This is a genomic window from Rhizobium sp. AQ_MP (assembly GCF_014237835.1).
Taxonomy (GTDB): Bacteria; Pseudomonadota; Alphaproteobacteria; order Rhizobiales; family Rhizobiaceae; genus Allorhizobium.
In genome coordinates, this window is sequence record NZ_JACJVI010000021.1 from 34,548 (window position 1) to 50,828 (window position 16,281).

A 16,281-nucleotide genomic window follows, 5' to 3' on the forward strand; every position below is an offset into this window, starting at 1 on the left:
GAGATACGGCCAGCCGAGATCTGCCTGCGCAATCCGCTGTAGCGGCCATCCGCATCGTGACGTTTTCTCTCTGACGACCATGGAAACAGCGAAGATGCGCCCTCGGAAGACGCAATGGGAACGGGGTTTTGCATTTCCTGGCCTAATCTCTGCCAGCGAAAAGGTGCGGAGATCGCCGCTGCGCTCACCGAAGGCCTTGAAACACGACGGAGAGGTCCGCCATGCGGCACACTTCCGATCGTGCCGCACATGCGATAGAGACAAGGCGCCTGCGCCATGCCGAGGAGATGAGAGAACCGATGACGAGCTATGTTTTGACCGTATCCTGCCAGTCCACTCGCGGCATCGTGGCTGCGATTTCGGGTTATCTTGCCGAGCAGGGCTGCAACATCGTCGATAGTTCGCAGTTCGACGATCTCCACACCGGCCACTTCTTCATGCGCGTCTCCTTCATCTCGGAGGGAGGCGTGACGCAAGCCAAGCTGGACAAGGGTTTCGTGGCCGTCGCCGAGAAGTTCGGCATGAACTGGAACCTCTATGACGCGGCCCAGCGCATGAAGGTGCTCCTGATGGTATCGCGCTTCGGCCACTGCCTGAACGACCTGCTCTATCGCTGGAAGATCGGCGCGCTCCCGATCGATATCGTCGGCGTCGTCTCGAACCACTTCGACTACCAGAAGGTCGTCGTCAACCACGACATCCCCTTCCACCACATCAAGGTGACGAAGGAAAACAAGCCCGATGCCGAGGCCCGGATCATGGATCTGGTCGATCAGACCGGGACCGAACTGATCGTTCTCGCGCGCTACATGCAGGTGCTCTCCGACGACATGTGCCGCAAGATGTCCGGCAAGATCATCAACATCCACCACTCCTTCCTGCCGTCCTTCAAGGGTGCCAATCCCTACAAGCAGGCCTTCGAGCGTGGCGTCAAGCTGATCGGCGCGACCGCCCACTACGTCACGGCTGACCTCGATGAAGGCCCGATCATCGAGCAGGACGTTGCCCGCATCACCCACGCGCAGTCGGCAGAGGACTATGTCTCGATCGGCCGCGACGTTGAAAGCCAGGTACTGGCGCGAGCGATCCACGCCCACATCCACCACCGCACCTTCATCAACGGCAACCGGACTGTCGTCTTCCCGGCAAGCCCGGGCTCCTACGCCTCCGAGCGCATGGGCTGAACCAGACAAGGGCGCCGCAAAGGGCGCCCTTCGTCTATCAACGGAAATCCGGTCCGGGATAGACGCAAAACGAAGCTCTGCTAATGTCCCGACATGATTCTCCGGGAGAAAATGTATGGCCGAATCGGCTCTGCTTCAGCGCACTGAATTGCCGCGCCCCAATGTCTCGCTCGCTGACGCCAAGATCATCTTCAATGAGTTCTATGGCTTTAGCGGTTCTATCCGGGAGTTGGGCAGCCAGCAGGATCGAAATTTCCTCATCGACACGGGCGAAGAACGCTTGGTTCTGAAAGTGACCCGCGCGCAATATCCGCAGCAGGAACTGGATGCCCAGAACCGGGCCATGGAGCATCTACGCAATCTCGATATCGGTTTGCGTGTGCCCGAACCGATCCCCGCACTGACCGGTGAGTACATCCCGCAGATCGAGGTCGGCGGCGAATACTACTGGATCCGGCTTCTGTCCTACCTCGATGGCCAACCGCTCACTCGCCAGAAATACCTTGCGCCAGAGGTCGTCGCGTCCTTCGGCGATGTGGTGGCGCGGGTTGCAAGCGGGTTGAAGGACTTCCGTCACAGCGGGCTCGAGCGCGAGCTGCAATGGGACCTTCGCCGGGCGGGACCGGTTGCCCTGCATCTCCTGAAATCGGTTTCGGACGAGAAACAGCGGGACCGGATCGCCAAGGCGATGATCGTGGCCGTCAAGCGCCTGCAGCCGCTGGCGTCAGCGCTGCGCATTCAGCCAATCCATCACGACATCACCGACGACAACATAGTGGCAACTCCGAATGCCACGGGCCGGCTCCTTCCCGACGGCGTCATCGATTTCGGCGACGTTCTCTACGGCTGGCTGGTTGCAGATCTGGCCGTCACCTGCGCTGCCCTGCTGCATCACGCCGATGGCGACCCCTTCTTCATTCTCCCGGCCGTTAAAGCCTTCCACGCGCACTACCCGCTGAACGAGGCGGAACTGAAGGCGCTCTGGCCCCTGATCGTCGCGCGCGCCGGTGTGCTGGTCGCAAGCAGCGAGCAACAACTGTCCATCGATCCCGACAATGACTATGTGCTTAGTAACATCGAGCACGAGCGAACGATTTTCGAGGTCGCGACATCGGTCCCCTATCCGCTGATGGAAGCAGCCATCATGGACGCCGCGGGCATGCTTGCCGAACCGCCTGAATTCTCGGTTTCCCATCCGCTACTCCCGTCACTCGCACCCGCAGATTTCCGGCTGACGGACTTGACGGTCACCAGTCCGGATCTGCCCCGGGACAGTTGGAGCGATCAGGAAATCGACTGGAAGCTCCTTGCCCGCGCGGCCATGGAAACCGGTGTCGCCTCGACGCGTTATGGTGAGTTCCGGCTGTCATACACCAAGCCACGGTCTTCGACCCCGCCCGCAACCTTTGCACTGCACATCGATGTTTGCCTTCCGAGCGGAACTGAAGCATTCGCCCCGTTCGATGCAAAGATCATGATGGATGGCCATCATCTGATCCTGACATCACCCGATATCTCACTGCATCTGGATGGTATCGACTGCAGTCTCGATGACGGTGCAAGCGTGGCAGCGGGCGATCGGATCGGCAAGATTGCGGGCGCCGCGGGAGGTGTGGGAGGCCTGCGCATCCAGCTTTGCCGTGATCCGGACCTCGTTCCGCCGCTCTTTGCAAAGCCTCAGCAAAGCCACATCTGGTCCCGCATCTCCCCCTCCCCGTCACGCCTCCTCGGCGTTGGCGTTGACGCACCCCAGCTTGAGAGCCAGGACTTGCTTCAGCGGCGCCGCAAGAGCTTCGCAAAGCCGCAGAAGAACTATTATGCCGATCCGCCACAGATCGAGCGCGGCTGGAAAGAGCATCTCTTCGACGTCAAGGGCCGCGCCTATCTCGACATGGTCAACAACGTCACGATCCTGGGCCACGGCCATCCGCGCCTTGCCGATGCGGTCGGCAGACAATGGGCGATGCTCAACACCAATTCGCGCTTCCACTATGCGGCAGTCGTCGAGTTTTCCGAACGCCTGGCCTCTCTTGCGCCTGAAGGCCTGGATACGGTCTTTCTGGTAAACTCGGGCTCGGAGGCCGTGGATCTCGCTTTGCGTCTCGCCTGGGCCCATAGCGGACGTCGCAACATTGTGAGCCTGCTTGAGGCCTATCACGGCTGGACGGTGGCCAGCGACGCGGTCTCGACCTCCATCGCCGACAACCCGCGCGCGCTCGAAACGCGTCCGGACTGGGTCCATCCCGTGCTCTCGCCCAACACCTATCGAGGCAAGTACCGTGGTGACGGAGCGACGGATGGCTATGTCCAGGCCGTCATCGAAAAGATCGCCGAGATCGAGAATGCCGGCGGACAGCTTGGCGGCTTCATCGCCGAAAGTGTCTACGGCAATGCAGGAGGCATTCCGCTTCCGCCCGGTTACCTGAAGGATGTCTACGCGCTGGTACGCGCCCGCGGCGGCCTGTGCATCGCCGACGAAGTGCAGGTCGGTTACGGACGTCTCGGCCATCACTTCTGGGGCTTCGAACAGCAGGGCGTGGTGCCAGACATCATCACAACCGCCAAGGGCATGGGCAACGGTCAACCGCTCGGCGTGGTCATCACCCGCCGTGAGATCGCCGACAGCCTGGAGAAGGAAGGCTACTTCTTCTCCTCGTCCGGCGGCAGCCCGGTGAGCTGTGTCGTTGGCATGACCGTGCTCGACATCATGCGGGACGAGAAGTTGCAGGAGAATGCCAGAGACGTGGGGGATCATCTCAAGGCACGCCTTGAGGCATTGGGCCAGCGCTTTTCGATCGTCGGTGCCGTGCACGGCATGGGGCTCTATCTCGGCCTGGAATTCGTCCGCGATCGCGAAACCCTGGCGCCGGCCACCGAAGAGACGGCAGCGATCTGTGATCGCCTTCTTGATCTCGGCGTCATCATGCAACCGACCGGCGACCATCTTAACGTTTTGAAAATAAAACCGCCGCTCTGCCTGGCCTGGGAAAGCGCAGATTACTTTGTCGACATGCTGGAGAAGGTGCTTTCCGACGGCTGGTGATGGAATGCACAAACATCACCAGCGCCCTAACGGGAAGCGCCGAAACCCGATCTGGCTGTAAAGAAACTGCAAAGCCCAAATCTGGGTAGACTAAATGGCCGCTTCACAGCGTTTTGAAGAGTGGTCTATCTTCGGACAGAAATGAACGCCGAAGGAAGTCACATGCCCACCATACCGGAGCAAATCGCCAGTCATCTGCTGATCTGGGCTGTCGCTCTGTTCATCCTCAAGCATCTGCTGGCCGACTTTCTTCTGCAGACCAGCTGGATGGCCATGGGCAAGGAACGCCGCGAAGGGTGGCTTGCGCCGCTCTTCGCCCATATCGCCGTTCATGCGGCGGGAACGCTGCTGATTTCCCTCTTGATGGCGCCAATGCTCGCCTGGCTGGCACTGGTCGATCTAGTCGTGCACGGCGCGATCGATCGGGCCAAGACAAGCCTGCAGGGCCGCTATCGGTTCAAGGTCGATCAGGCCGCATACTGGTGGCTCTTTGGTACCGATCAGACCCTCCACCATCTGACCCACCTGGTATTCGCAGTCTGGATTGCAGCAGCGGCAAGTCTGCCCTGACCGTCACCACTCAGCTGCGGGCGAGTTCTCTGACGATCCAGTCCCTGAAGACGACAAGCGGCGGATAGGCTGCCCGCTCGCGCGGGAAAGCGAGATAGTAACGCTGCGCACTGCGTATCGGGCGGTCAACCGCCGGCACCAGCTCGCCGCGTTTCAGCTCATCCTGGATCAGGAAGGTCGGCAAGAGCGCCACACCTAACCCACCGATTGCCGCCTGGGATGCGGTGGCGAACTGGTCGAACAGCATGCCATGCACGCTGGCAAAGGCGACGCCCGTTTCGGTGAACCAGCGCTCCCAGGCATCGGGCCGCGTCGTCAGGTGCAGGAGCGACACATCAACCAGGTCGGCAGGTGCCTCGATCCCGTTGGCACGCTTGAAGTCCGGGCTGCAGGCCGGAATCGTCTCCTCCTGCATCAACAGCGTCAGCTCCGCACCCGGCCATACAGGATCACCGAAGTGGATGGCGGCATCAATCGAATCCAGTCGGAAATCAAAGGGCGAGAGACGGGTCACCAGGTTGATGGTAATCCCGGGATTTGCGGCCAGGAACTGCCCGAGACGCGGAGCGAGCCACCGCGCGCCAAACGTCGGCAGGATCGCGAGATTGAGTGTCCCACCATGGGGATTGGCCCGGAGATTGAGGGAGGCACTGGATATGCGCCTCAGCGCCTCCCGGATCTCGCGGGCATAGCTGTCACCGGCGACCGTCAACCGGATCGTCTGCCGCTCCCGGAGAAAGAGTTCAACGCCAAGCTGGCTTTCCAATGCCTTGATCTGGCGACTGACCGCACTCTGCGTCAGATCAAGCTCGCGAGCGGCAGCCGTGATGCTGCCGGTGCGCGCGGCAGCCTCGAACGCGGTCAGCAGCGACAACGACGGCAGGAATCGACGGGCGGCGAGCATGGTCATGCCTTCCGGGAATGATCTCTTGAGAATTTATCGCTGGAATGGCGTAGAACGCTCTTCTAGAAAACTCAAGACTGTACGGGGCGGAATGATATCGGGTGTCAAGCCATGCCCGGATAAGCCTCCCCGGCACGATTGCGAGAGCCCCGAGGTCACATCATGCAAGACGATCCGCGCTCCCACGGTCTTTGGGAAAAGACGGCGCCGGCTGCACCGCAGACGACGTCGCTCAATGGTGCGTTGAAAGCCGATGTCGTGATCGTCGGTGGCGGCTATACCGGCCTTTCCGCAGCCCTTCATCTTGCTGAAGCGGGCACCAGCGTCATCCTTCTCGAAGCAAAAGAGATCGGCTTTGGCGGTGCAGGCCGCAATGTCGGCCTGATCAATGCCGGCATGTGGGTCATGCCCGACGATCTTCCAGGCGAGCTCGGCCCAGTCTACGGGGAGAGGCTGCTGGACCTGCTCGGCAACGGTCCTCGCACCGTTATGGACCTGATCGATCGCCACGGCATCGAATGCGAGCTTGAGCGGCAGGGCACGCTGCATTGCGCCGTCGGCAACGCTGGGCGCAAGGAAATCGAAGCAAGAGCAGAGCAGTGGCAGCGCCGCGGTGCGCCGGTGGAACTGCTCGACGAAGCCGAGACCGAGCGAAAGATCGCCACACGCGCCTACCAGGGCGCCCTGCTCGACCGCCGTGCCGGTACGCTGCAGCCGCTCGCCTACGCCCGCGGCCTTGCCCATGCCGCAGCAAAGGCCGGTGCAATTCTCTACACGGCGAGCCCGGTCGAGAGCTACGCCAAAGCGGCGGATGGCTGGCAGGTCCGGACATCCGAAGGCAGCGTCGATGCCCAATGGATCGTCGTGGCAACCGATGCCTATAGCCACGGCCCCTTCGCCGCCGTGCGCGAGGAGCAGGTTCACCTGCCCTACTTCAACTTCGCCACCGTCCCCTTGAGCGACAACCTGCGTAAGTCGATACTGACAGAGCGCCAGGGCTGCTGGGACACCAAGGAGGTTCTCTCCTCCTTCCGCATGGACAAGGCCGGCCGCATGGTTTTCGGCAGTGTTGGCGCCCTACGCGGCACGGGTCTGTCAATCCACCGGTCCTGGGCACGGCGTGCGCTGAAGGCGATCTTCCCACAGATCGGCGACATCGCCTTCGAAAGCGAATGGTATGGGCAGATCGGCATGACCACCAATGCGCTGCCGCGCTTCCACAAATTTGCACCCGGCGTCATCGGCTTCTCCGGGTACAACGGCCGCGGCATTTCCCCGGGCACCGTCTTCGGCAAAACCATAGCCAGCCATATCCTTGGCCAGATGTCAGAGGACGAGTTGCCCCTGCCGCTTACCGATCCACAAGCACCAGCCTTCCGCACCCTGAAGGAAGCATGGTACGAGGCCGGGGCCCAGGTGGCGCACCTGGCCGGCGCACGATTTTGAACGAACAAGAACCAGGTAGACCTGACGGAAGGACCACCATGACCCTCGCCACTCTCAAGTTTTCGGCCGAAACGGCATCGCTGATGGCAAGCTTCGGCGTCGACGCCAAGGCGCTCTCCGGCGGCACGCTTTCGGTTCGTTCGCCGATCAACGGCGAGACCATTGCAGCCGTCGCCGAAATCTCTGCCGACGACACCCGCAAGGCGATCGATGCGGCCCACAAGGCCTTCCTCGAATGGCGCCTCGTGCCTGCCCCGCAGCGTGGTGAACTGATCCGCCTGCTTGGCGAGGAACTGCGCGCGGCCAAGACCGAACTCGGTCGCCTCGTCTCCATCGAGGTCGGCAAGATCACCTCCGAAGGCCTGGGCGAAGTCCAGGAAATGATCGACATCTGCGATTTCGCCGTTGGCCTCTCCCGCCAGCTCTACGGCCTGACGATCGCGACCGAACGCGCCGAACACCGCATGATGGAAACCTGGCACCCGCTCGGCGTCACCGGCATCATCTCGGCCTTCAACTTCCCCGTCGCCGTCTGGTCATGGAATGCCGCACTTGCGCTCGTCTGCGGCAACTCGACGATCTGGAAGCCGTCGGAAAAGACCCCGCTCACTGCCATCGCCACCCAGGCCATCTTCGAGAAGGCCGTAAAACGCTACAACGCTCAGGGCGGCAAGGCGCCTGCAAACCTCTCGACGCTTCTGATTGGCGGCCGTGACATCGGCGAGATCCTCGTCGATCACCCGAAGGTCCCGTTGATCTCGGCGACTGGCTCCACCGCCATGGGCCGCGCCGTCGGTCCGCGTGTCGCCGCCCGCTTCGGCCGCTCGATCCTCGAACTCGGCGGCAACAATGCCGCCATCGTCGGCTCGACCGCCGATCTCGACCTGACGCTGCGCGGCGTCGCCTTCGCAGCCATGGGCACCGCCGGCCAGCGCTGCACCACGCTGCGTCGTCTCTTCGTGCATGAAAGCGTCTACGACACGCTGGTTCCGCGCCTCATCAAGGCCTATCGCTCGGTCACCATCGGCAATCCGCTGGAAGCCGGCAATCTGATCGGGCCGCTGATCGACAAGGGCTCCTTCGACCGTATGCACCACGCGCTTGAGGCCGCAAAGGCCAATGGCGGCAAGGTCCATGGCGGTGACCGCGTGCGCGCCGACGAGGCGGCCGACGCCTTCTACGTGCGCCCAGCCCTTGTCGAGATGCCAGAGCAATGCGGCCCGGTCGTAGAGGAGACCTTCGCGCCGATCCTCTACGTCATCAAATATACGAATTTCGACGACGCCCTGGCGCTGAACAACGACGTGCCGCAGGGTCTCTCCTCGTCGATCTTCACCAACGACATCCGCGAGGCGGAAGCCTTCGTCTCCGATCGCGGTTCGGATTGCGGCATCGCCAACGTGAACATCGGCCCGTCGGGTGCAGAAATCGGCGGCGCCTTCGGTGGCGAGAAGGAAACCGGCGGCGGCCGCGAATCCGGCTCCGACAGCTGGAAGGCCTATATGCGCCGCCAGACCAATACCGTGAACTACGGTCGCACCCTGCCGCTCGCCCAGGGCGTCAAGTTCGACATCGAGTGAACGGCGAAGGGCCGGTGGCAATGCGCCGGCCCTTGATTCTGCGACAAAGGTCCATGTGCCCGGCACTGGCCTTTGGCCTGTGAATTTGTGAAGCTGCGGCAACCGTCAGATGTGGGGGATGCATGCCAGCCGAGGACCAATCCGCAACCATCGCCTTTCTGCGATCCCGCGCAAGCCACGGCACCACCTCGCTCGTCGAAGTGATCGAGACTCACATCTCTTTGATCTTCCTGGCCGGAGACAAGGCCTACAAGCTGAAGCGGGCGGTCAAGCTACCCTATGCCGACTTCTCGACGCTCGATCTCCGCAGGCGTTGCTGCGAGGCCGAGATCGCTCTCAACCGCCGGACCGCACCGGAGATCTACCTAGGCGTCAGGGCTATCAGCCGCGACGCCAGCGGAAAACTAGCGTTTGATGGAGAAGGCGTCCCCATCGACTATGTGGTCGAGATGCACCGTTTCTCGCAGGATGTGCTATTCGACAGGATGGCGGAGTCGGGCGTTTTGTCGAAGCCCCTGATGGAAGAGACGGCCGAGCGCATTGCCGACTTTCACAAGGAGGCCAGGGTGCTGCACACCGGCAGCGGTCGTGCGAACCTCGCGGCCATTCTTGATATCAACCACGCGGCCTTTTCTGCCGTGCCTCTTTTTTCTGCTGCCGAAACTCGGCACCTGACTGATCTCTTTCAGCGGGCTCTTGATCGCCATGGCACACTGCTCGACGGACGAGAGCAGGATGGCACGATCCGTCACTGCCATGGCGACCTCCATCTGCACAACATCTTCCTTGGGCCCGAAGGTGCGCGCATGTTCGACTGCATCGACTTCAACGAGCATCTGGCAACCTCGGACATTCTCTATGATCTGGCCTTCCTGCTGATGGACCTGTGGCACCGTAACCTGCCGGACTTTGCCAATGCCGTCGTCAATCGCTATCTCGACCGCACCGGTGACGATGCGGGCTTCGGCCTATTGCCGTTTTTCCTGGCCTTGAGAGCCGCCATTCGCGCCCATGTCGGTGCAACACAGCTTCGGGACCTCGGTGACCCATCCGGCAAGGCGGCAAAGGAAGCACTTGCCTATCGGGATCTCGCACTCGATCTGTTAGAGCGAAAACAACCGGTATTGGTTGCCGTCGGCGGATTGAGCGGCTCCGGTAAATCGACACTCGCGGAAGCCATGGCGCCTCATATCGGGCTGGCTCCCGGCGCACGACTGCTCGAAAGCGACCGGCTTCGCCGCGCCATGCTCGGCCACACACGGGGCCATCCGATGCCGGAAGAGGCTTACAAACCAGAGGTTTCGGCGCGTGTATATGCGGCCATTGTCGAAAAGGCGGATATGGTCTTGAAGTCTGGCGGCTGCGTTGTTGCCAATGCGGTCTTCGCGAATGCAGCCGAAAGGGCAACACTCCAGAAGGTGGCACAGGAGAACGATGTTCCGTTTCTCGGGCTTTGGCTGGAAGCCGATCCGGCCACCCTTCGAGCCCGCATTCAGGAACGACCGGTTCGCGACTCGGATGCGACGGTCCATGTGCTTGATCAGCAATTGGAGCGCGCAACAGGCCCAATCCTTTGGCACCGCATCGATGCCGGCCGCCCTATCCTCAAGGTAAGGCAGGAGGCGCTGGACCTGCTCAGGACGGCAGCGATCAGCGCAGATTGAATCTGACCGGGGCCGTTATGGTCTTGCTGACGCCAGCAGGCGGTGCCGGAACCGGGGAAGCAGCGCGCACCATGTCAAGAACGGCATTGTCCAGCGTCGGATAGCCAGACGAGCGGGAGAGGGAGACGGACAGCACATTGCCGGAATCGTCTATTTTGAACCGGACATAGACGGTGCCCTCTTCCCGGTTGCTTCGGGCAGCGCTCGGGTAACGCTTGCGGCGTTCGAGATGGGACATCAAACGAGACTGCCATCTTGCGGGCGAGACATTCTGCCCCGCGCCGCTCGCGGAAGCGGCAGCAGCATTGCGAGTCGACTGCACGACCTCTGCCTTGGCCGTGCGCGCCGCCTGTGAAGCCGGCGGCTGCACATGGGGTTTCTTCACCACCTTCTTCGGCGGGGTCGCCTTCTTCTTCGCGATCTCGGGCTTGGGCACCGGCGGCCGCATCATCGGGATCGGAACCTCGACATTTGCGAGCTCCGCCATCACCAGCTCCTCGATAGGATCGATTTCCGGGGGCGGCTCTGGCAAGGGCTCAGGCTCGACGATCGGAGGCGGTTCCGGCAGCGCTTCCGCGACTTCCGGCTCCGGCTCGGGCTCCGGGGGCGGAGGCTCCGGCAAGGGTTGCGCGACAGGCTGCGGAATTGGCTCCGGCTGGGGCTCGCTTGTTGCCGTCTTGACCTCTTCCGCGTCCACCTGATCGGTGGAGATTTCGGTCTCATCGGTAATGACGGCTTCGGGCAGGGCCGCAAGTTCGATCATGATCGCGGGCGGCGGTCCGCTGTCGGCCAGTTCCACCTTAGGCTCGCGCAACAGAACGGCCACGGCGCCCGCATGGGCCGTGACGATCAACACGCCGGCCGTGGTCCACAACAGCCCCTCACCAAGGATCCGTTTTGTGGAGCGGGGCTCGATCATGGCCTGGGCTCCGCAGAGCCAGCGCTTGCGCCCTCCTGGACGGGGGCGGCCGGAACCGTCTCCAGTCCGACAAGCGCGATCTTCAGGTAGCCGGCCTCACGCAGAAGGTTCATGACCTCCATGAACTGGCCGTAGTCCACCGTCTTGTCCGCGCGCAGGAAGATGCGGGCATCCTTGTTGCCCTCCGTCATGCGATCCAGCGAAACGCCCAGCGCCTCGCGGGCAACCGTATCATTGCCGAGCGAAAGGCTCATGTCCTCCTTGAGGCTGACGTAAACAGGCTCATCGGGCCGCTCGGCCGGTTTTGCTGTGGAGGCCGGCAGATCGACATTCACGTCGACGGTCGAAAGCGGTGCCGCCACCATGAAGATGATCAAAAGCACCAGCATGACATCGATGAAAGGGGTGACGTTGATCTCGTGGTTCTCCACGAGATCGTCACCGGACCCGTTATCCCTGATACCGCCGGCCATCGTGATTACTCCGCCGCCATCGCCATGGCCTTGGTCGCCTGGGCGATCCGAGCACTCTTGCGGAAGTCGAGGTCGCGGCTGACCAGACGCTCGATGCCGGCGCCGGCATCGGCGAGCAGCTGACGATAGCCTGTCACCGAACGGGCGAAGACGTTGTAGATGATGACGGCAGGAATGGCCGCGACCAGACCGATGGCTGTTGCAAGCAGAGCTTCGGCGATACCGGGGGCAACGACCGCGAGATTGGTCGTCTGCGTTTCGGCAATGCCGATAAACGAATTCATGATGCCCCAGACAGTCCCGAAAAGACCGACAAACGGTGCCGTTGAACCGATGCTCGCGAGTACGCCAGTTCCGCTCGACATCTGCCGGCCGGCCCGGGCTTCGATGCGCGACAGGGCCGAGGCAACGCGTTCTTTCACTCCGTCGCCGCCAACCTGATCGATCGCAGCATCGGACAAGGACACCTCATGTTGCGCAGAGCGAACCATGGCGGCAACGACACCGCCCCGCTTTTCCAGCAACTGCATGGCATCGCTCAGATGGCGGGCCGCGATGACAGCCTTGAGGCCCCGCTTGGCTCGCGAGCGGGCGCCGAACAGCTGCAGTGACTTTGCGAGCCATACGGTCCACGTGAGCACGGAAGCGAGTGCCAGAGCGATCATCACCGATTTGACGACCCAGTCGGCCGCCATGAACATGCCCTCCGGCGAGAGATTATGCGCCTTCTTGGCGTCTCCGACGGCAGCAGCGCCTTCGACCGCAGGAGGAACCGCTTTGATTGCTGGGGTCGGCGGAGGGGATATGACAGGCTGTGCCATGGGCTGTGCCGCCGGCCGCGCGATCGGCGCGGACGGCTCTGCATCGGTTGAAGGCGCAAGTGCCGGATCCGGTGACGCGACCGGCTGTGAAGCGACGACAGGCGCCGGTGCGGCAGCCGCAGCGGCTTCAGGCACCGATGGCACCGGCGCCGACTGCTGCGCCAGCGCGATGGTCGAGCTCAGAAGCAGGAACAGGAGAATGCCAAATCGCTTGAGCAAAGGCCCCGAATGAATGAGCGGCATTGGGAGCTCCCTTATTAGATGACTGAACTAGACCTCGCCCGGGACGGGCATTCACGCTGCCTCCCAATATAAAACTTGATAATTTGTGACAAGTAATAAAACAACCGTCGGACGTTTTTCCCGAAGGCGTGATCAATCAAGCGACGATCCGGCGGCCCGGATTTCACGCCTGTAGAGATCGAGAACGTCCTGTTGGCGGCACAACTCCGTACCGGAGGTCATGACCGTTGCCGCTCCGGCGGCTTGCCCGAAGCGGAAGGCGTCTTCGATGCTGTGCCCTTCTGCCAAAGACCAGACCATGCCGGCCACAAAACTATCGCCGGCACCGGTCGCAGAGTTAACGGGCACATCGATCGCCGGCAGCTGGATGATCTGATCGGCTGAGGCAAGGACTGCTCCGTCCGCACCGAGTGTCACGGCGATGTACTTGGCGGCACCCGTGCGGATATGGGCCTGGGCCGCTTTACCGACCTCATGATGGGCGAGTTTACGACCGAGGAATGTCTCGAACTCTCCCAGGCTTGGCTTGACCAGGAACATCCGTGCGCCGGACATTGCCTGCGTCAAGGCGGCTCCGGACGTGTCCAGCACAAACATACCACCCCGCTCCGCAACCAGTTTCGCGAGCCGGACATAGGTATCGTCAGGCGCGCCTCTCGGCAGGCTGCCACTTGCGACGACATAGTCGGCATCACTGGAAGCGACGGCCTGGAAAAGCGGCTCGAGCTCAGCCCGCGTCACCAAAGGCCCTTCCGGGACGAAGCGATACTCCAGATTGGTTGACGTCTCGTGCACCGCAAAAGCGACTCGGACTGGATCGTGAATGCGGAACGTCCTCTCCACAATCGGCAGCGGCTTCAGCATGGCCTCCAGCAGTTCGCCGGTGGCGCCGCCGGACAAGAACATCAATTCGCAGGTTCCACCGAGCGTCGCAATGACGCGGGCGACGTTGATACCCCCTCCCCCGGGGAATTGCTGCTGATTATGAGTGCGGGTCTTGTGCGTGTGGCGCACCACCTCCGCATCGCTGGAGATGTCGATCGCCGGATTGAGGGCAATGCAAAGGATCTTGGTCATGAAAGAGGCCACCGAATGAGATGAGAAGGCACAGTGAACTAATGTTACGACAGATCTAGGACGGCGAAGCCTAAGCCCGCAACCCGTTCCAAAGCTGCAGACTTCTCAACCGCCCGTCCACCCGTCCGTTCCCGAGGAATGCAGATGGTGAACACTGAGAAGCTGACGAAAGCATTGTCTTTGGCGGGCGAGGCATTACCTTCGCGTCGCAGCCACTGAAGAAAGAAATCACGTCATGTATACCGGCATCGTTCAGACCGTCGCTCCGATCACATCCGTCGTTCGCCGCGATGGCTACACGACCTTTTTCATCGAATTTCCCGAGCGGCTGATGGCAGACCTGCAGATAGGGGCGAGTGTCTCGGTGGAAGGCGTTTGCCTGTCGGTAACAACGATGGAAGGAACGATCGTTACCTTTGACGCCATGGACGCAACGCTTGAGCGCACCAATCTGGGCACGCTCAAGGCCGGAGACCGCGTGAATATCGAACGCTCGGCAAAGCCCACAGACGAGAATGGCGGGCATAACATTGCTGGCCACATCGCAACCACCGCCGAACTGGTTGCGGCGAAGATGGATATGCCGGGCGCCTTCATCCGTTTCCGCATGCCTGCGGAATGGTCAAAATATGTCTTCAAGCGCGGCTATCTGGCTGTCAACGGCGCGAGCCTGACCGTCGCGGAAGCGGAAGACGGCACCTTCACGATCAACCTGATTCCCGAAACTCTTCGTCAGACGACGTTCCCGCGCTACCGGCCGGGCGACGCGCTGAACATCGAGGTCGACCATCAGACAATGGTAATGGTGGACGTAGTGGAACGAACGCTCGAACGCCTGATGTCCAGGCGCTGAAGCACGATCTCAGTGACGGCCGATCGGGCGGGGCGTCGGCGCCTCGCTCAAGAGGGATACAAGCACTTGTCGGTAATCGGCCGGCTTGGGTGCGCAAAGTTCGGGCGGGATTCCGTTTTCCTCGATTTCGCGGATGGCCGACCCCGACACGATGCGGAACGGGATCCCGCTGCGGCGAAGCTGCTGGACGATCGGCGTGACCGCGCCGTCACGAACCTTGAAGTCGAGAATTGCACCCGAGATATGCTCCGTTTCGAGAATTTCGAGCGCGTCGCGTACGGTCTCGGTTGTGATCACATTGACGCCAGCGCGCGCAACGGCGTCTGCGGCATCCATTGAGATGAAGACATCGTCTTCTACGATGAGGATGGTATCGATGGCGAGGGCCTGTCCTGGTCTCATCTTCGTTCTCCTTTTGCCACCACAACGCGTGCCACCGCGCTTTGTTCAGTTTTTCTTAAATTGCCAAACAACATGGTAAACATAGACTTAACTGCCCATTCAGGAGGATTGCTGCTCGCGGGGATGGAACATTGCCTGAGATGGAACATCCCTATGACGCCCGGCGTTTCCACGCTGAAACAAAGGGAGATTATCCATGCAGATCATCGGAACGGAAATCATCGAGAGCCCCGAAGCATCAGGTAGCTTTGTCGTCGAATTCCATGGAGACGGCGGCGAGAGAGTATCAGTCCAGATGGCGCAGACGGAAAGTGGCGCCCTGACCCGCGACAATGCCCTGGGAAAAGCCCAGGTTCTGCTGCTCCAGGCGAGTCGCTTTGACATGACCGATGCGGAAGAGAAGGAGGACGCTGAGACAGGCCAAGAGCCCAGCGAAGCTGTCGAAAGCCTGCGCCAGGAACAGCAGGAGAAGAGCATGCAACGCGGAGGCAGTGCGCTTGAAGAGGGTCTCGAGGACACTTACCCAGCCAGCGACCCCGTTTCTGCTACCTATACCTCCACGATCGCCGGCGACCGGAAGCACTAAGCCTCAGGGTGCGGGAACATGCCCTCCGAACTTTCAAGCTTCGGCACGACGACAACTCTTGAACTGTCGGCCATCGTCATCAGGCTCCTGATTGCGATGGCCTGCGGTGCTGCGATCGGCGTGGAGCGAGAATGGCGCAGCCACGCGGCAGGTTTGAGGACGCATGTTCTCGTGTGCCTGTCAGCGGCAATCGTCGCGGTCCTGACGATCGAAATTGCGCACCACGACGCCTTCAATGCCCAGGAGGTCAGGCTCGATCCGATACGTCTGATCGAAGCTGTCACAGCAGGCGTCGCTTTCCTCGCGGCAGGCATGATCGTCTTCAACAAAGGCGAGGTGAAGGGACTGACGACAGGTGCCGGCCTGTGGTTCGCCGGTGCCATTGGCCTGTCCTGCGGCCTGGGCTTCTGGCAGATCGGATTGATCGCCACCGGCTTTGCCTTGGCTGTTCTTTGGCTCCTGCGGCTGCTGGAACACCGCCTCCCGATCCCTCCCGAACGGGACTGACGGGCGGGT

15 protein-coding genes are annotated in these 16,281 nt (G+C 61.6%); 9 read left to right on the forward strand and 6 right to left on the reverse strand.

Going from position 1 to position 16,281, the window contains the following annotated elements; all coding sequences use genetic code 11:
- Nucleotides 1–299 precede the first annotated feature (299 nt).
- The 3 genes from purU (at nucleotide 300) to H6M51_RS21790 (ending at nucleotide 4,797) form a co-directional block, all read left to right on the forward strand.
- On the forward strand, nucleotides 300–1,184 hold the full coding sequence (purU, locus tag H6M51_RS21780) for a formyltetrahydrofolate deformylase (protein ID WP_185811907.1): 885 nt from the start codon (nucleotides 300–302) through the stop codon (nucleotides 1,182–1,184).
- 115 nt (nucleotides 1,185–1,299) lie between these two features.
- Nucleotides 1,300–4,227: an aminotransferase gene (locus H6M51_RS21785; RefSeq protein ID WP_185811908.1), complete on the forward strand. Its 2,928-nt coding sequence runs from the start codon at nucleotides 1,300–1,302 to the stop codon at nucleotides 4,225–4,227.
- A 162-nt stretch (nucleotides 4,228–4,389) separates the two neighbouring features.
- Nucleotides 4,390–4,797 (forward strand): DUF3307 domain-containing protein, encoded by a 408-nt coding sequence (locus H6M51_RS21790; protein ID WP_185811909.1) that lies wholly within the window; start codon nucleotides 4,390–4,392, stop codon nucleotides 4,795–4,797.
- Nucleotides 4,798–4,807: 10 nt separating this feature from the next.
- Here the strand turns inward: H6M51_RS21790 and H6M51_RS21795 are convergent, their stop codons facing one another.
- Nucleotides 4,808–5,707 carry a LysR family transcriptional regulator gene (locus tag H6M51_RS21795; RefSeq protein ID WP_185811910.1) on the reverse strand — a complete coding sequence of 300 codons (900 nt, stop codon included), beginning with the start codon at nucleotides 5,705–5,707 and terminating at the stop codon, nucleotides 4,808–4,810.
- 156 nt (nucleotides 5,708–5,863) lie between these two features.
- Here H6M51_RS21795 and H6M51_RS21800 point away from each other — a divergent pair, with 156 nt between their 5' ends.
- The 3 genes from H6M51_RS21800 to H6M51_RS21810 all read left to right on the forward strand — a co-directional run bounded on the left by H6M51_RS21800 (nucleotide 5,864) and on the right by H6M51_RS21810 (nucleotide 10,391).
- Nucleotides 5,864–7,147: an FAD-binding oxidoreductase gene (locus tag H6M51_RS21800; RefSeq protein ID WP_185811911.1), complete on the forward strand. Its 1,284-nt coding sequence runs from the start codon at nucleotides 5,864–5,866 to the stop codon at nucleotides 7,145–7,147.
- Nucleotides 7,148–7,185: 38 nt separating this feature from the next.
- Nucleotides 7,186–8,727, forward strand: a complete 1,542-nt coding sequence (locus tag H6M51_RS21805; protein WP_185811912.1) for an aldehyde dehydrogenase family protein — start codon at nucleotides 7,186–7,188, stop codon at nucleotides 8,725–8,727.
- Between the two features lie 122 nt (nucleotides 8,728–8,849).
- Entirely contained in the window at nucleotides 8,850–10,391 is a 1,542-nt protein-coding gene (locus tag H6M51_RS21810) for an AAA family ATPase (RefSeq protein WP_185811913.1), read from the forward strand.
- On the opposite strand, the gene H6M51_RS21815 is transcribed toward H6M51_RS21810, so the two are convergent.
- The 4 genes from H6M51_RS21815 to H6M51_RS21830 all read right to left on the reverse strand — a co-directional run bounded on the left by H6M51_RS21815 (nucleotide 10,378) and on the right by H6M51_RS21830 (nucleotide 13,924).
- The gene (locus tag H6M51_RS21815; protein WP_185811914.1) at nucleotides 10,378–11,310 is read right to left on the reverse strand and encodes a TonB family protein; all 933 of its coding nucleotides are present in this window, start codon (nucleotides 11,308–11,310) and stop codon (nucleotides 10,378–10,380) included. The genes H6M51_RS21810 and H6M51_RS21815 overlap by 14 nt on opposite strands.
- Nucleotides 11,307–11,783, reverse strand: a complete 477-nt coding sequence (exbD, locus tag H6M51_RS21820) for a TonB system transport protein ExbD (RefSeq protein ID WP_185811915.1) — start codon at nucleotides 11,781–11,783, stop codon at nucleotides 11,307–11,309. Before exbD ends, H6M51_RS21815 begins: the two co-directional genes overlap by 4 nt.
- A gap of 5 nt (nucleotides 11,784–11,788) precedes the next feature.
- Entirely contained in the window at nucleotides 11,789–12,847 is a 1,059-nt protein-coding gene (exbB, locus tag H6M51_RS21825) for a tonB-system energizer ExbB (RefSeq protein WP_185811916.1), read from the reverse strand.
- Between the two features lie 132 nt (nucleotides 12,848–12,979).
- A complete protein-coding gene (locus tag H6M51_RS21830) occupies nucleotides 12,980–13,924 on the reverse strand; it encodes a 1-phosphofructokinase family hexose kinase (protein ID WP_185811917.1) in 945 nt (314 codons plus the stop codon).
- Between the two features lie 235 nt (nucleotides 13,925–14,159).
- Between H6M51_RS21830 and H6M51_RS21835 the strand changes: the two genes are divergently transcribed.
- Nucleotides 14,160–14,777 carry a riboflavin synthase subunit alpha gene (locus tag H6M51_RS21835; RefSeq protein WP_185811918.1) on the forward strand — a complete coding sequence of 206 codons (618 nt, stop codon included), beginning with the start codon at nucleotides 14,160–14,162 and terminating at the stop codon, nucleotides 14,775–14,777.
- Nucleotides 14,778–14,786: 9 nt separating this feature from the next.
- Here the strand turns inward: H6M51_RS21835 and H6M51_RS21840 are convergent, their stop codons facing one another.
- Nucleotides 14,787–15,179 (reverse strand): response regulator, encoded by a 393-nt coding sequence (locus H6M51_RS21840; RefSeq protein WP_185811919.1) that lies wholly within the window; start codon nucleotides 15,177–15,179, stop codon nucleotides 14,787–14,789.
- A 196-nt stretch (nucleotides 15,180–15,375) separates the two neighbouring features.
- Here H6M51_RS21840 and H6M51_RS21845 point away from each other — a divergent pair, with 196 nt between their 5' ends.
- Together H6M51_RS21845 and H6M51_RS21850 are read left to right on the forward strand one after the other, a co-directional pair.
- Nucleotides 15,376–15,765, forward strand: a complete 390-nt coding sequence (locus tag H6M51_RS21845; RefSeq protein ID WP_185811920.1) for a hypothetical protein — start codon at nucleotides 15,376–15,378, stop codon at nucleotides 15,763–15,765.
- A gap of 18 nt (nucleotides 15,766–15,783) precedes the next feature.
- Complete coding sequence (locus H6M51_RS21850; protein ID WP_185811921.1) at nucleotides 15,784–16,272, forward strand: MgtC/SapB family protein; 489 nt, start codon at nucleotides 15,784–15,786, stop codon at nucleotides 16,270–16,272.
- The last annotated feature ends 9 nt before the right edge of the window (nucleotides 16,273–16,281 follow it).

Coding starts and splice junctions, on each gene's coding strand:
- purU (WP_185811907.1), top strand. CDS start 300: ATGACGAGCTATGTTTTGACCGTATCCTGCCAGTCCACTCGCGGCATC.
- H6M51_RS21785 (WP_185811908.1), top strand. CDS start 1,300: ATGGCCGAATCGGCTCTGCTTCAGCGCACTGAATTGCCGCGCCCCAAT.
- H6M51_RS21790 (WP_185811909.1), top strand. CDS start 4,390: ATGCCCACCATACCGGAGCAAATCGCCAGTCATCTGCTGATCTGGGCT.
- H6M51_RS21795 (WP_185811910.1), bottom strand. CDS start 5,707: ATGACCATGCTCGCCGCCCGTCGATTCCTGCCGTCGTTGTCGCTGCTG.
- H6M51_RS21800 (WP_185811911.1), top strand. CDS start 5,864: ATGCAAGACGATCCGCGCTCCCACGGTCTTTGGGAAAAGACGGCGCCG.
- H6M51_RS21805 (WP_185811912.1), top strand. CDS start 7,186: ATGACCCTCGCCACTCTCAAGTTTTCGGCCGAAACGGCATCGCTGATG.
- H6M51_RS21810 (WP_185811913.1), top strand. CDS start 8,850: ATGCCAGCCGAGGACCAATCCGCAACCATCGCCTTTCTGCGATCCCGC.
- H6M51_RS21815 (WP_185811914.1), bottom strand. CDS start 11,310: ATGATCGAGCCCCGCTCCACAAAACGGATCCTTGGTGAGGGGCTGTTG.
- exbD (WP_185811915.1), bottom strand. CDS start 11,783: ATGGCCGGCGGTATCAGGGATAACGGGTCCGGTGACGATCTCGTGGAG.
- exbB (WP_185811916.1), bottom strand. CDS start 12,847: ATGCCGCTCATTCATTCGGGGCCTTTGCTCAAGCGATTTGGCATTCTC.
- H6M51_RS21830 (WP_185811917.1), bottom strand. CDS start 13,924: ATGACCAAGATCCTTTGCATTGCCCTCAATCCGGCGATCGACATCTCC.
- H6M51_RS21835 (WP_185811918.1), top strand. CDS start 14,160: ATGTATACCGGCATCGTTCAGACCGTCGCTCCGATCACATCCGTCGTT.
- H6M51_RS21840 (WP_185811919.1), bottom strand. CDS start 15,179: ATGAGACCAGGACAGGCCCTCGCCATCGATACCATCCTCATCGTAGAA.
- H6M51_RS21845 (WP_185811920.1), top strand. CDS start 15,376: ATGCAGATCATCGGAACGGAAATCATCGAGAGCCCCGAAGCATCAGGT.
- H6M51_RS21850 (WP_185811921.1), top strand. CDS start 15,784: ATGCCCTCCGAACTTTCAAGCTTCGGCACGACGACAACTCTTGAACTG.